At 58.4% G+C, this 14,024-nt stretch carries 15 protein-coding genes; 11 read left to right on the top strand and 4 right to left on the bottom strand.

The features are described 5' to 3' along the window. Positions 1 to 63 precede the first annotated feature (63 nt). The gene (locus ACIPIN_RS09400) at positions 64 to 318 is read left to right on the top strand and encodes a succinate dehydrogenase assembly factor 2 (protein WP_007944081.1); all 255 of its coding nucleotides are present in this window, start codon (positions 64 to 66) and stop codon (positions 316 to 318) included. Then, positions 302 to 754 carry a protein YgfX gene (locus ACIPIN_RS09395; protein WP_401117749.1) on the top strand — a complete coding sequence of 151 codons (453 nt, stop codon included), beginning with the start codon at positions 302 to 304 and terminating at the stop codon, positions 752 to 754. The genes ACIPIN_RS09400 and ACIPIN_RS09395 overlap by 17 nt, the downstream gene beginning before the upstream one ends. On the opposite strand, the gene nadB is transcribed toward ACIPIN_RS09395, so the two are convergent. Beyond that, positions 723 to 2,339 (bottom strand): L-aspartate oxidase, encoded by a 1,617-nt coding sequence (gene nadB / locus ACIPIN_RS09390; protein ID WP_401117747.1) that lies wholly within the window; start codon positions 2,337 to 2,339, stop codon positions 723 to 725. The two genes, ACIPIN_RS09395 and nadB, sit on opposite strands and share 32 nt — an antisense overlap. 557 nt (positions 2,340 to 2,896) lie before the next feature. On the opposite strand from nadB, the gene rpoE reads away from it, so the two are divergent. The 4 genes from rpoE to ACIPIN_RS09370 all read left to right on the top strand — a co-directional run bounded on the left by rpoE (position 2,897) and on the right by ACIPIN_RS09370 (position 6,737). After that, positions 2,897 to 3,478, top strand: coding sequence for an RNA polymerase sigma factor RpoE (gene rpoE / locus ACIPIN_RS09385; RefSeq protein WP_019692537.1), 582 nt, complete (start codon positions 2,897 to 2,899; stop codon positions 3,476 to 3,478). 31 nt (positions 3,479 to 3,509) lie between these two features. Continuing rightward, a complete protein-coding gene (locus tag ACIPIN_RS09380) occupies positions 3,510 to 4,097 on the top strand; it encodes a sigma-E factor negative regulatory protein (RefSeq protein WP_401117745.1) in 588 nt (195 codons plus the stop codon). A gap of 8 nt (positions 4,098 to 4,105) precedes the next feature. Then, a complete protein-coding gene (locus tag ACIPIN_RS09375) occupies positions 4,106 to 5,062 on the top strand; it encodes a MucB/RseB C-terminal domain-containing protein (protein ID WP_401117743.1) in 957 nt (318 codons plus the stop codon). A 247-nt stretch (positions 5,063 to 5,309) separates the two neighbouring features. After that, complete coding sequence (locus ACIPIN_RS09370) at positions 5,310 to 6,737, top strand: DegQ family serine endoprotease (RefSeq protein ID WP_401117741.1); 1,428 nt, start codon at positions 5,310 to 5,312, stop codon at positions 6,735 to 6,737. 64 nt (positions 6,738 to 6,801) lie between these two features. Here the strand turns inward: ACIPIN_RS09370 and ACIPIN_RS09365 are convergent, their stop codons facing one another. Then, positions 6,802 to 8,235: a M48 family metalloprotease gene (locus tag ACIPIN_RS09365; RefSeq protein ID WP_401117739.1), complete on the bottom strand. Its 1,434-nt coding sequence runs from the start codon at positions 8,233 to 8,235 to the stop codon at positions 6,802 to 6,804. Positions 8,236 to 8,332: 97 nt separating this feature from the next. Between ACIPIN_RS09365 and ACIPIN_RS09360 the strand changes: the two genes are divergently transcribed. Continuing rightward, positions 8,333 to 8,572: a sulfurtransferase TusA family protein gene (locus ACIPIN_RS09360; RefSeq protein ID WP_071551439.1), complete on the top strand. Its 240-nt coding sequence runs from the start codon at positions 8,333 to 8,335 to the stop codon at positions 8,570 to 8,572. A gap of 30 nt (positions 8,573 to 8,602) precedes the next feature. After that, on the top strand, positions 8,603 to 9,673 hold the full coding sequence (locus tag ACIPIN_RS09355) for an AI-2E family transporter (protein ID WP_401117737.1): 1,071 nt from the start codon (positions 8,603 to 8,605) through the stop codon (positions 9,671 to 9,673). Positions 9,674 to 9,816: 143 nt separating this feature from the next. Here the strand turns inward: ACIPIN_RS09355 and ACIPIN_RS09350 are convergent, their stop codons facing one another. Both ACIPIN_RS09350 and ACIPIN_RS09345 read right to left on the bottom strand, forming a co-directional pair. Next, positions 9,817 to 10,290, bottom strand: coding sequence for a peroxiredoxin (locus ACIPIN_RS09350; protein WP_401117735.1), 474 nt, complete (start codon positions 10,288 to 10,290; stop codon positions 9,817 to 9,819). Between the two features lie 10 nt (positions 10,291 to 10,300). Beyond that, positions 10,301 to 10,861 carry a glycine cleavage system protein R gene (locus ACIPIN_RS09345; RefSeq protein WP_123428076.1) on the bottom strand — a complete coding sequence of 187 codons (561 nt, stop codon included), beginning with the start codon at positions 10,859 to 10,861 and terminating at the stop codon, positions 10,301 to 10,303. Positions 10,862 to 11,188: 327 nt separating this feature from the next. Here ACIPIN_RS09345 and dapA point away from each other — a divergent pair, with 327 nt between their 5' ends. From dapA to ACIPIN_RS09330, 3 genes are read left to right on the top strand one after another with little or no spacing between them, the layout of a single operon-like run. Continuing rightward, the gene (gene dapA / locus ACIPIN_RS09340; RefSeq protein ID WP_401117733.1) at positions 11,189 to 12,067 is read left to right on the top strand and encodes a 4-hydroxy-tetrahydrodipicolinate synthase; all 879 of its coding nucleotides are present in this window, start codon (positions 11,189 to 11,191) and stop codon (positions 12,065 to 12,067) included. A 17-nt stretch (positions 12,068 to 12,084) separates the two neighbouring features. Next, on the top strand, positions 12,085 to 13,200 hold the full coding sequence (bamC, locus tag ACIPIN_RS09335) for an outer membrane protein assembly factor BamC (RefSeq protein WP_401117731.1): 1,116 nt from the start codon (positions 12,085 to 12,087) through the stop codon (positions 13,198 to 13,200). A 4-nt stretch (positions 13,201 to 13,204) separates the two neighbouring features. Next, positions 13,205 to 13,963 (top strand): MBL fold metallo-hydrolase, encoded by a 759-nt coding sequence (locus ACIPIN_RS09330; RefSeq protein ID WP_401117730.1) that lies wholly within the window; start codon positions 13,205 to 13,207, stop codon positions 13,961 to 13,963. Positions 13,964 to 14,024 lie beyond the last annotated feature (61 nt).

Here is a 14,024-nt window from a genome sequence, read left to right as displayed (position 1 = left end):
CCAAAGCCGACTGTTCGACAGGGATCGGGGCTGTATACTTGCGCTCTATTTGAGGAGCGCTCCATGGTCGAAGATGTTGAACTGAACCGCCTCTACTGGCACAGCCGTCGCGGCATGCTCGAGCTTGACGTATTGCTCGTGCCGTTTGTCAAAGAGGTCTATCCGCACCTCAACGATGTCGATCGCGATTGCTACCGCAAACTGCTCGAATGCGAAGATCAGGACATGTTCGGCTGGTTCATGGAACGCGCCGAATCGGAAGACCCTGAGCTGCAGCGCATGGTTCGGATGATTCTGGACCGTGTCCAACCCAAGTAACTCGTTTGAATGCCGCTGGCATGCCTCACGGCAATTGCTGGCGGCTTATCTTCTCGCCCAGCTGTTCGCGCTGGGTTCGCTGTTTCTGCTCTCTTTACCGGTATGGGCCAGTTTGCTCGGCATTACGCTGTGCGTGGCTCACGGCTTTTGGATGCTGCCGCGACAGATTCTTCTGACGCACCCGCAGGCATTCCGCGGCTTGCGTCGGGACGCCGATGGTTGGCAGTTGTGGAATCAGCTGTCGGGTTGGCAAGCAGTGCAATTACGTCCAGACAGCCTGGCGCTACCGTTGGTCGTCGTGTTGCGTTTTCGTTTGCGCGGTGAGCGGCGGGTACGGGCGATCTGTGTGCCGCGCGATGCGCAGGCGGCGGATGTTCACCGACGCCTGCGGGTCCGGCTCAAGTTCAGTCGGCGTAGGTGGGCGGCACCAGAATAGTGTCCAGCGCCTCTGGCAGCATGTTCGGGTAATCGAGGGTGTAATGCAGGCCGCGACTTTCCTTGCGCTCCATGGCTGAGCGAATCATCAGCTCGGCCACCTGAGCCAGGTTGCGCAGTTCGATCAAATCCCGGCTGACCTTGTAGTTGCTGTAGAACTCGTCGATCTCGTCCAGCAGCAGGCGCACACGATGCTGAGCGCGTTGCAGGCGCTTGTTGGTGCGCACGATGCCCACGTAGTCCCACATGAATCGCCGAAGTTCATCCCAGTTGTGCGCAATGATCACGTCTTCATCGGAATCGGTAACCTGGCTGGCGTCCCAGGCGGGCAGGGCGCTCGGAATCGCGACCTGCGGCAGTTGTTCAAGAATGTCTGCCGCCGCCGAGCGGGCGTAGACAAAGCACTCCAGCAGTGAGTTGCTGGCCATGCGGTTGGCACCGTGCAGGCCGGTGAAGCTGGTTTCGCCAATCGCATACAGGCCTGGTACATCGGTGCGACCGTGTTGGTCGACCATCACGCCACCGCAGGTGTAATGCGCGGCCGGAACCACCGGGATCGGCTGCTTGGTGATGTCGATGGAGAATTCCAGGCAGCGTTCGTACACCGTCGGGAAGTGCGATTTGATGAAGGCTTCAGGCTTGTGGCTGATGTCCAGGTACACGCAGTCGATACCCAGACGCTTCATTTCATGGTCGATGGCCCGGGCGACGATGTCCCGTGGCGCCAGTTCGGCACGCGGGTCAAAGCGCTGCATGAAGCGTTCGCCGTTCGGCAGCTTCAAGTGCGCGCCTTCACCGCGCAGGGCTTCGGTAATCAGGAAGCTTTTGGCTTGCGGGTGGTAGAGGCAGGTGGGGTGGAACTGGTTGAACTCCAGATTCGCCACCCGGCAGCCCGAACGCCAAGCCATGGCAATGCCGTCGCCGCAAGCGCCGTCAGGGTTGCTGGTGTAGAGATAAACTTTCGCTGCACCGCCGGAGGCGAGGATCACGAAACGCGCGCCGTAGGTATCAACTTCGCCAGTGCCGCGATTGAGCACGTAGGCGCCAAGACAGCGATCACCTTCCAGGCCCAGGCGCTTTTCGGTAATCAGATCAACGGCGACCCGTTGCTCCAGCAACTCGATGTTCGGTCGTTGCCGTGCTTGATCCAGCAAGGTGTTGAAAATCGCAGCTCCGGTGGCATCGGCGGCATGGATGATGCGTCGATGGCTGTGACCGCCTTCGCGGGTCAGGTGAAACTCGAAGCCGCCGTCTTCAGTGCCGGACTGTTCGTCACGGGTGAACGGTACGCCCTGATCGATCAGCCATTGAATCGCTTCGCGGCTGTGCTCGACGGTAAACCGCACAGCGTCTTCGTGACACAGACCGCCGCCAGCGTTGAGGGTGTCATCGACATGGGATTCAACGGTATCGGTGTCATCCAGCACTGCAGCGACACCGCCCTGGGCCCAGTAGGTTGAACCGTTGGCGAGATTGCCTTTGCTCAGTACGGCAATGCGCAAATGATCGGGCAAGGTCAGTGCCAGACTCAAACCGGCAGCGCCGCTGCCAATTACCAGAACATCGTGTTGAAACTGTTGGCTCATTTCAGGATTCCGCTCAAAGCGACCCGGGTCGGGGTTGGCGCAAGACACCTGAATCGGCGAGTCGAGACAGCCACACAGCGCACTAGTATATAGAGGGGTGGATCGGCACAATAGTCGGGTCTACGTGGCAATATGAAACTACTGTGACGAAAAAGGTAGGTTGTTGTGTAGGACAATTTACCCCTTGGGTCGGCGCTAAGACAGCCTGATCGCCGATGAAGCGCTATTTTTCGCCGCACGGTCACACATTGTTCGTTTGGCGCGACTATAAAGATTGGGAACTTTGCCAAGCACTCAAGCTCAATAGAAGGTTGCCTGAAACAAGGGACAGCGTCGGCCTCACGCAGGATTTATGTTTTGGCCCTTGCGGGCGGATTCGACGACAAGATTATTCGCGCAGCCGGCCCAGCCCGTGCTGCGTCTTTCGTGTGTGCCAAATCAGAGCACGCAGGAAACTTGCTTGGAGGGGGAGAACTTTTGCGAAAAGCCCGAGTCTATGTTTGCAAGCCTGATCGATTAGTTATGCAAGCCTCCTCCGAGCTCATCGAGGAGTGTTCATGCTAACCCAGGAAGAGGATCAGCAGCTGGTCGAGCGCGTTCAACGCGGCGACAAGCGTGCTTTCGATCTGCTAGTGCTGAAATACCAGCACAAAATTCTCGGGTTGATCGTGCGTTTTGTGCACGACACCCATGAAGCCCAGGATGTCGCACAAGAAGCCTTTATCAAGGCCTACCGTGCACTTGGAAATTTTCGCGGCGACAGCGCGTTTTATACGTGGCTTTACCGCATCGCCATTAATACGGCGAAAAACTATCTGGTTTCACGCGGCCGTCGGCCGCCGGATAGCGATGTCAGTTCTGAGGATGCAGAGTTCTACGATGGCGATCATGGCCTCAAGGATCTCGAGTCGCCGGAACGAGCATTGCTGCGTGATGAGATCGAAGGCACCGTCCATCGAACCATCCAGCAACTGCCAGAAGATTTGCGTACGGCTTTAACTTTACGTGAGTTCGATGGTCTGAGTTACGAGGACATTGCGAGCGTCATGCAGTGTCCGGTGGGTACCGTGCGCTCCCGGATTTTCCGCGCTCGGGAAGCCATCGACAAAGCCCTGCAGCCGTTGTTGCAGGAAAGCTGAGACAGCGGCGACAGCCAAGAGAGGAACCGCCATGAGTCGTGAAGCCCTGCAGGAATCGCTGTCCGCAGTGATGGATAACGAAGCGGACGAACTGGAATTGCGTCGGGTATTAAATGCCTTTGACGATGTTGAAACCCGCGAGACCTGGGCCCGTTACCAGATCGCTCGGGCAGTCATGCACAAGGACCTGCTGATCCCGCGTCTGGATATTGCTTCTGCCGTTTCGCAAGCATTGGCTGACGAAGCCGTACCGGCAAAAGCCACTCGTGGTCCATGGCGTAGCGTGGGTCGTCTGGCGGTGGCCGCATCGGTGACCCTTGCTGTTCTGGCTGGCGTGCGTCTGTACAACCACGATGAGATCGCCGGTGTCGAATTGGCCCAACACTCCACTCAACCGGGTCTGGCCGTTCCTCAAGTAAAAGGTCCAGCCGTTTTGGCAGGCTACAATGAGAGTTCGGAAGCCACTGGCCCTATGGCCAACGGCGTATTGCAAGGTCAGCCAGGCTGGCATGATCAGCGTCTACCAGGCTACTTGCGCCAACATGCTCAACAAGCTGCACTGAAAGGCACTGAAAGCGCTCTGCCTTATGCCCGTGCGGCAAGCCTGGAAAACCGTTAAGGAGGATCATGCGCGCCATACCTCTACTTACGCTGCTGCTCACTGGCTGGTTTGTTGTTCCAGCCTATGCCGATGACGCTCAGGACTGGTTGACCCGTCTGAGTCAGGCCGAACAACAGCAAAGCTTCCAGGGTACTTTTGTCTACGAGCGTAACGGTAGTTTTTCTACCCACAACATCTGGCATCGCGTCCAGGATGGAAAGGTCCGCGAGCGTTTGCTTCAGCTCGACGGTTCTGCTCAGGAAGTCGTGCGCATTGATGGGCATACACAATGCGTCAGCGGTAACCTGGTGGCGGGGCTGGGGGATACTCCCGACTCTTCTGCTCGTGCACTTGATCCACAAAAGCTCAAGAATTGGTACGACCTTGCCGTAATCGGCAAGTCGCGTGTGGCTGGGCGCCCGGCGGTGATTGTTTCACTGACGCCGCGTGATCAGCATCGTTATGGTTTTGAATTGCATCTGGACCGCGAAACCGGCCTGCCGTTGAAGTCATTGCTGTTGAATGACAAGGGGCAGTTGCTGGAGCGTTTCCAGTTTACCCGGTTGGATACTGACGCACCGGCTGAGCGTGATCTGCAAGCGAGTTCCGAATGCAAGGCTGTGGCGCTCGACAGCGACAAGGCGTCAGCGGTGAAAGCCGCTCAGGTATGGCATTCCGACTGGTTGCCGCCAGGCTTTGAACTCAGCAGCAGTAGCGCGCACAAGGATCCGGATACCAAAGCCCAGGTCAGCAGTCTGATGTATGACGATGGTCTGGCGCGTTTTTCGGTATTCCTGGAGCCGCTCAATGGCGCAGTGGTTACCGATACACGTACTCAGTTAGGCCCGACCGTCGCGGTCTCACGGCGTTTGACGACGCCGGATGGCGAGATGATGGTTACCGTAGTTGGTGAGATTCCGATTGGCACCGCTGAGCGGATTGCGCTCTCCATGCGTACCGATGCCACTGCGGCCAAGCAGTGAGTTGATCCAGTGATGCTCATCGAGCAGCCAGTTAGTTGTGAAGAGGCCAGCAATTGTCCATTCCACAATTGAGATGTCGAAATGTTTGGTGAACATTTCTATTTGCAAAATCCCCAAAAATTTTCTATAGGTCAGAGCCCCACGGCTCTGGCCTTCTTTGTTGTTTCCGGAACAAAAGTACCGGTGTATGTTTCCCGGTATTCCTTGTTCCATATCGCTTAACCATGCTCGTCGTAACGGGAGCCGTATGTCGATACCACGTTTGAAATCCTACCTCTCCATTTTTGCCGCTGTATTAGTACTCGGTCAGGCAATCAGTGCCCAGGCGGCCGAACTGCCTGATTTCACGCAGTTGGTCGAGCAAGCCTCGCCTGCGGTGGTGAACATCAGTACCACGCAGAAACTGCCTGATCGCAAGGTCTCCAATCAGGATATTCCGGACCTGGAAGGCTTGCCGCCGGCGCTGCGCGAGTTTCTCGAGCGTGGCATGCCGCCACAGCAGCGTTCGCCTCGTGGTCGCCAGCGTGAAGCGCAATCCCTGGGTTCGGGGTTCATCATCTCGCCTGATGGCTACATTCTGACCAACAACCATGTGATCGCTGACGCAGATGAAATCCTCGTGCGCCTGGCTGATCGCAGTGAACTCAAGGCCAAACTGATCGGCACAGACCCACGCTCTGACGTGGCCCTGCTGAAGATCGATGGCAAAGACCTTCCGGTTCTGAAACTGGGTAAATCCCAAGACCTGAAAGCCGGGCAGTGGGTTGTCGCCATTGGTTCTCCATTTGGTTTTGACCACACCGTGACCCAGGGCATTGTCAGCGCCATTGGTCGTAGCCTGCCGAACGAAAACTATGTGCCGTTCATCCAGACCGACGTGCCGATCAACCCGGGTAACTCCGGAGGTCCGCTGTTCAACCTGGCGGGCGAAGTGGTGGGGATCAACTCGCAGATCTACACCCGTTCCGGTGGTTTCATGGGCGTGTCGTTCGCGATCCCGATCGATGTCGCCATGGATGTTTCCAATCAGCTGAAAAGCGGTGGCAAAGTCAGCCGTGGCTGGTTGGGCGTGGTCATTCAGGAGGTGAGCAAGGATCTGGCTGAGTCCTTCGGTCTGGAAAAACCGGCCGGTGCGCTGGTAGCTCAGATCCAGGACGGCGGCCCGGCCGCGAAAGGTGGTTTGCAGGTCGGTGACGTGATCCTGAACATGAACGGTCAACCGATCATCATGTCAGCGGATCTACCGCATCTGGTTGGCGCGCTCAAGGCCGGTGCCAAGGCCAATCTTGAAGTGATTCGTGACGGCAAGCATAAAAACGTCGAGTTGACGGTTGGCGCGATTCCGGAAGAAGGCAAAGAGCTCGATACCCTGGCCAAGTCCGGTGTCGAGCGCAGCAGCAATCGACTGGGAGTAGCCGTGGTCGAGCTGAGCGATGAGCAGAAGAAAGCCTTCGACCTCAAGGGTGGTGTGGTGATCAAGGAGGTGCAGGACGGTCCTGCTGCCCTGATCGGCTTGCAGCCAGGCGATGTGATTACTCATTTGAACAATCAGGCGATTGGTTCGGCCAAGGAGTTCACGGAAATCGCCAAGGCACTGCCGAAGAACCGCTCGGTGTCGATGCGGGTCTTGCGTCAAGGCCGTGCCAGCTTCATTACCTTCAAACTGGCCGAGTAAACCGGTTAGTCGCTGAATAAAAAAACGCCTCGAAAGAGGCGTTTTTTTATGGGTCAAAGAAATGTCAGCCCATCATGTCCTTGATCAAGCGCTCTTGCTCCATCAGTTCCCGTTGACGCGCATCGATGCGTGACGACAGTGGGAAGTTGGTGCCGGCGCGGCGTTTGGCGAAGTCCAGTTGCTGGATCGCCTGACGGTAGTCGCCGATCAGCGCGAAGTACTCGGCGCGGGCCTGATGCAAACCAATGATATTGCCGGACAGGCCACGAGTCTCGGCCACCATGTACCAGACGTCCGGATCGTTCGGACGGCTCTTGAGCAAGACTTCAAGGGCTTTCTCGGCGTCAGCCGGGCGGTTCTGTTTGAGCAGCAAGTCGACCCGCACCTGATTCAGCGGATAGTTGTGCGGGTACAGCACGAGCATCCGGTCGACCCGCGTCTGTGCATCCGGCAGGCGATTGTTGGTGATGTCCAGATCGACTTGCGCCAGGTTGTAGATGATTTCGTCAGGCGACTTGGCCAGCAACGGCTTGAGGTTCTCGCGGGCGTCGTTGAACAGGCTGCCCTTGATCTGGGCGATTGCCAGACCATAACGAGCTACGTCGTTTTTCGGGTTTTCATCGAGTTGGATGCGAAAGCGCTTAGCGGCAAGACCTGGAGAGTCTTCATAGAACAACTGGACGCGCGCGCGAATCAATTGATACGTCAGGCTGTCTTCCTTGCCGCCCAGCTTGAACTGCTCAGCACGGTTGCGGGTGTCGGCGATCCGCGATTCGGTGACCGGGTGAGTCAGCAGGAATTCCGGCGGTTTGGAGGCGAAGCGGTACTGGCGCATCAGACGTTCGAACATGGTCGGCATCGAGCGCGGGTCGTAACCGGCTTTCTCGAGGTTGAGCATACCGATACGGTCGGCCTCCTGCTCCTTCTCCCGGGAGAAGCGTAGTTGCTCCTGAATGGCCGCTGCCTGGGTGCTGGCGATGGCAGCGATACCGGCGTCTCCGCCGCCAGCCGCTGCCACGATGATCCCGCCGAGCAGAGCGGCCATCATCGGGATTTGCATGCGTTTCGAAGCTTCGATGCCGCGAGCAAAGTGGCGTTGCGACACGTGAGCCAGTTCGTGGGCGAGTACCGAGGCGTATTCGCCTTCGGTCTGGGCATTCAGAAACAGGCCGCCGTTGACCCCGACAATCCCGCCTGGTGCGGCGAAGGCATTGAGTTGCGGGCTGTTGATCAGAATGAACTCCAGGCGCCGGTCGTTGAGCTGGCTGGTTTCCACCAGTTTGTAGACACTGGTTTCGACGTAATCCTTGAGCTGTGGGTCGTTGAGCTGTGACACCTGGCTGCGGAGCATCGCCAGCCATGCGCGGCCCAACTGGTATTCCTGCTGTGGCGATACGATGGCAGAACTGGCATCGCCAAGTGACGGCAGGTCGTCGGCGAAGCCCGGTGAGGCTAGCAGGCAAGCAAGCGTCAGCAGGGTGGGGCGCAGAAAAGTCATGCACGAAGCCTTAGTCGACAAAGACCTTACTGTAGCCGGACACATGCGTTGCGACCAGATATTCTAGACCACTCAACCACCTATCCGGAGTGAAGCAATGACCGACGCTGTAGAGCATGACGCCGAACTGGACGCCAGCGGGTTGAACTGTCCGTTGCCGCTGCTCAAGGCCAAGCTGGAACTCAATCGCCTGGCCAGCGGCGCAGTACTCAAGGTCATCGCCACCGATGCGGGTTCGCAGCGCGACTTCCGCACCTTTGCCCGTTTGGCCGGTCATACACTGCTTCGTGAAGAAGACGAGGCTGGCGTTTATCGCTATTGGCTGAAAAAAGCCTGAATTTGCAGCGTCCATTGTTAAGGAATATTGATGTTCAAAGTGTTACGCGACTGGATTCAGCGCTACTTCTCCGATGAGGAGGCCGTGGTTCTGGCCGTTCTGCTCTTCCTCGCTTTCACTGCGGTCCTGACTCTGGGCGGAATGCTCGCGCCGGTGCTGGCGGGGATGGTGCTGGCGTATCTGATGCAAGGCCTGGTCATTACCCTGGAACGCCTGCGCTTGCCAGGTGGTGTGGCGGTCGGGCTGGTGTTCGCGTTGTTCATGGGCATGTTGCTGGTGTTTATGGTCGTGGTGGTGCCGTTGCTTTGGCATCAACTGATTACCTTGTTCAACGAACTGCCGGGCATGTTCGCCAAATGGCAGTCGTTGCTGTTGTTGCTGCCGGAGCGCTATCCGCATCTGGTGTCCGATGAACAGGTGCTGCAGGCCATCGAAGTGGCGCGGGGCGAGATCGGCAAGTTTGGTCAATGGGCGTTGACGTTCTCGCTGTCTAGCCTGCCGCTGCTGGTGAACATCATGATCTATCTGGTGCTGGTGCCGATCCTGGTGTTCTTCTTCCTCAAGGACCGGGCGATGATCGGGCAGTGGGTCCGCGGGTATCTTCCGCGTGAGCGTGCGCTGATCACCCGTGTTGCCGAAGAAATGAACCGGCAGATCGCCAATTACATTCGCGGCAAGGTCATGGAAATGGTCATTTGCGGTGGGGTGACTTACATCGGCTTTGTTGTCCTGGGGCTCAACTACGCGGCACTGCTGGCGCTGTTGGTCGGCGTTTCGGTGGTGGTGCCGTATGTCGGTGCGGTGGTGGTGACCGTGCCGGTGCTGCTGATTGCCTTGTTCCAGTGGGGCTGGAGCGACCAGTTCATCTACCTGATGGCGGTCTATGGGATCATTCAGGTGCTGGACGGCAACGTGCTGGTGCCACTGCTGTTTTCGGAGGCGGTCAATCTGCACCCGGTAGCGATCATCTGCGCAGTGCTGCTGTTTGGCGGACTGTGGGGGTTCTGGGGCGTGTTTTTCGCGATTCCGCTGGCCACCCTGTTCAAGGCAGTGCTGGATGCCTGGCCGCGCAAGGAACCGATTGTCGCGCCGTTATTGTAGCCACCGATTTTTAGATGTGTGTTGGCAGACGGGCCTCTTCGCGAGCAAGCCCGCTCCCACATTAGGCCGTGTATGTCTGAACAACTCGGTCAACTGTGGGAGCGAGCTTGCTCGCGAAGGCGTCCGAACAGACGCCGAAATAATCAGGCCTTGTTGAGTGTCTGAGCCGCAGCCAAAACCGCATCAACGTGGCCCGGCACTTTCACGCCACGCCATTCCTGACGCAGCACGCCGTTCTTGTCGATCAGGAAGGTGCTGCGATCGACGCCCATGTATTCCTTGCCATAGAGTTTTTTCAGCTTGATCACGTCGAACAGCTGGCAGATGGCTTCGTCCTTGTCGCTGATCAGCTCGAACGGGAACTCTTGCTTGCACTTGAAGTTCTCGTGGGACTTCAGGCTGTCGCGTGACACGCCGAACACTTCAGTGTTGGCCGCCGTGAACTGCGCATACTGGTCGCGAAAGCCCTGGCCTTCGGTGGTGCAACCCGGCGTGCTGTCCTTGGGATAGAAGTAGATCACCACTTGCTTGCCCTTGAGGGCCGCGAGGCTGACAGTCTGCCCGCTGGTGGCAGGCGCTTCGAAGTCGGCGACAGGTTGGTCGATAGCAACGGCCATGGGAGCTTCCTTACATTGGGTTCTGTGGGCGCCACGGTTCGATCAGCGCGTCCAGGTTCAGCGCGTCGGCGAAATCCAGGAACTGATCGCGCAACCAGCTGATTTGCACACCGGCCGGCAAGGTCACGGTAAAGGTTGCGTTGAGCATGGTGCCGCCGGTCTGTGGAGCCTGATAGGTGTCGCAGGTCAGGTTTTCCAGCTCGACGTTGTGGTCGATGAAGAACTGGCACAGCTCATTGACGATGTCCGAGCGGTAAGCCGAGCTGACGTAGGCCACATACGGCAAGGCTTGCGGACGGTTTTCCAGCGCGGCACTGCGTACTACGTTGACCGTAAAGGCGTGCTTTTTGGCCAGGGTCGGCAAGCCGGCCTCCAGGCGCGCCAGGGCGTCCCAGGTACCGGATATCTGCAGAACCAGCGCACTGCATTCGCCATGGCGAGTCAGGCGGGAGGTGACCACGGCGCAGCGATTTTCATGGCTGGCGCGGCACAGGACGTTAGTCAGCTCCATGGGGTTGGCGCCGAGGGCACTGATAACAAGGAATTGTTCGCGAACTGTGGGGGTGGACATGCAGCATTCCTAAAGCGATGAGCGGTCGGTACGTCTATGGCCGATTCGTCGGGGTGGGCGTCCGGATGCGAAATCAAAAAGCCCGGGCCAGATGGTTGCGACGAGCTCCAGTGGGGCGAGATCGGGTAGGCGGCAACGCAGGATCGGGGCTTGTGAGGCCGAAAATGGAGGCTGGAACCCGGCGTACGAGCCTGTCGGTATCGATCAAAGTCTGAAGGGTAGCGAAAACCGGCGCCTAGGGGAATGGCGCGAGCGCAGTACTTCGCTTGTACAAGCATCTTGGCGCCAGTACCATTACCGCTCTCTTTTTCCGGCAGGAGCGGTTGCATGATTGCGGGCAGTATGGTGGCACTGGTCACACCCATGGATGCACAGGGTCGTCTTGACTGGGACAGCCTGAGCAAACTGGTGGACTTTCACCTGCAAAACGGCACCCACGCTATTGTGGCGGTCGGCACCACAGGTGAGTCGGCGACCCTCGACGTGAACGAACACATCGAAGTGATTCGTCGCGTGGTCAAGCAGGTCAATGGTCTCATCCCGGTAATCGCCGGCACTGGCGCCAATTCGACGCGCGAAGCGATCGAGCTGACCACAAACGCGAAGACTGCCGGCGCCGATGCGTGCCTGCTGGTAACGCCGTACTACAACAAGCCGACGCAAGAAGGCCTGTACCTGCACTTCAAGGCCATCGCCGAAGCTGTCGACATCCCGCAGATCCTCTACAACGTGCCGGGTCGTACCGCGTGCGACATGCTGGCCGAGACGGTCATCCGCCTGTCGACCGTGAAGAACATCATCGGTATCAAGGAAGCCACGGGCGATCTTTCGCGCGCCAAGGCCATCCTCGACGGCGTGAGCAAGGACTTCCTGGTGATTTCCGGTGACGACGCCACCGCAGTCGAGCTGATCCTGCTCGGCGGCAAAGGCAACATTTCGGTCACCGCCAACGTTGCGCCGCGTGCCATGGCCGACCTGTGCATCGCCGCCCTGAACGGCGACGCCGTGAAAGCCCGGGCGATCCACGAAAAGCTGATGCCGCTCAATAAAACCCTGTTTATAGAATCCAACCCTATCCCCGTGAAATGGGCGCTGCATGAAATGGGCTTGATGCCGGACGGTATCCGTCTGCCGCTCACCTGGCTCAGCGAAGCCTGTCACGAACCGCTGCGACAGGCCATGCGCCAGTCCGGCGTATTGGTTTAATTGAGGAAGTACAACGCATGAAGCGAATGGCCGGACTTTCCGCACTTGCCTTGATTATCTCCAGCACCAGTGGCTGCGGATGGATCTGGGGCCCGGAAGGTTACTTCCGTGACCGTGGTAGCGATTACCTGGAAGCGCAACAGACTGCACCGATGCAACTGCCGCCGGATGTTCATACCTCCAAGCGTCTGGACCCGTTGTTGCCGATTCCGCGCAACGTGGCCGATGACACGTTCAAGGGTGAATACATCGTTCCTCGTCCGCAGCCGTTGTCGGCGATTGCCGATGCCAGCAGTTACAGCCTGCAAAAAAGCGGCGACTCGCGTTGGGTCATGGCCCAGCATCCACCGGCTGAAGTCTGGCCAGTGGCTGTGCAGTTCTTCCAGGACAACGGTTTCCGTCTGGATGAACAGCGCCCGCAAACCGGTGAGTTCACCACGGGCTGGCAGCGTCCTGACCAGCTTTCCGCGGCGATGGCCAAACGCATGACCAGTGCCGGCATTGCGTCCGATAGCGAAACCCGCGTGCGGGTGCGCGTCGAGCCAGGCGTGCAGCGCAACACCAGTGAAATTTACGTGGTCAGCGCCGAGCGCGCTGCCGGCAGCACTTCTGATGTCGCGTTCACCAACCGTTCGGTCAACACCGGCCTGGACGCTGCGCTGATCGACGACATGCTCGCCAGCATGAGCCGTACGTCGGAGAAGGGCGGTTCGGTCTCCATGCTCGCTTCGCGTGATTTCGATACGCCAAACCGTGTCAGCCTGACTGAAGACGGCAGCGGTAACCCGGTGCTCAACGTCGGTACCGACCTTGACCGTGCCTGGTCGAGCGTTGGGCGTGCGTTGGAGAAGGGCGAATGGCGTGTTGAAGACATCAACCGCAGCCTGGGCCTGTACTACATCAACCTCGCCGAAAAAGCCGAGAAGAAGGACGAGAAGCCAGGTTTCTTCAGCGGTCTGTTTGGCAGCAAGCCGGCCAAGGAAGAAGTTGAAGCCCGTGCCGAGCGTTATCAGGTTCGCCTGAGCAAGGTTGGCGAGAACGTACAAGTCACCGTCGAGAAGAACATCAACACCGTTGCGCCGGCTGAAGTGGCGCGCAAAGTGTTGGGCGTGATTCAGGACAACCTGGGCTGATCAAATGCGTTTTGCCGTTCTCGGCAGTGGTAGCCAAGGGAATGGCACGCTGATAGCCAGTGATGACACGTACGTCCTGGTCGATTGTGGTTTCTCCTTGCGCGAAACCGAAAAACGCTTGCTGCGTCTGGGTGTAAACCCGACGCAGCTGAGCGCGATACTGGTGACCCACGAACATGCCGACCACGTGCATGGCGTGGGTTTGCTGTCTCGGCGCTACAATCTTCCTGTCTACCTGAGTCGTGGCACCCTGCGCGGGATGCGCAAACCGATTGAGCCGGCAGGCTTTGTGGCCGGTGGTGATCAGCTGCAGATCGGCGGGCTGAGTATCGGCGTCATTGCCGTGGCCCACGATGCACAGGAACCGACGCAGTACGTCTTCAGTGACGGTTCGCGGCGTTTCGGCCTGCTGACCGATCTCGGTTCGTACTGCGCCACGGTGCTGGATGGCTATCGGGATCTCGATGCGTTGATGATCGAATCCAACCACTGCCGTGACCTGCTGGCACGCGGTCACTACCCGTACTTTCTCAAGCAGCGGGTAGGCGGTGAACTGGGACATTTGAACAACCATCAGGCCGCAAGCCTGGTGGCCGAGTTGGGCTGGCAGGACCTGCAACACCTGGTACTGGCCCATCTGAGCAGCAAGAACAACCTGCCGCAGCTGGCCCGGCAATGTTTTGTCGACACCCTCGGGTGCGACCCGGACTGGCTGCAATTGGCCGATCAAGATTCAGGGCTCGACTGGCGACATATCGCCTAGCCCCTCTACTTAGCAAGCGGAGCCCATCATGGAAAAACGTGAAGAACTCTACCGCGGCCAA

This window comes from Pseudomonas sp. NPDC087697 (assembly GCF_044743155.1).
Taxonomy (GTDB): domain Bacteria; phylum Pseudomonadota; class Gammaproteobacteria; order Pseudomonadales; family Pseudomonadaceae; genus Aquipseudomonas.
Note: the sequence above shows the minus strand (reverse complement) of the source record. Positions and strands in the feature narration are given on the sequence as shown.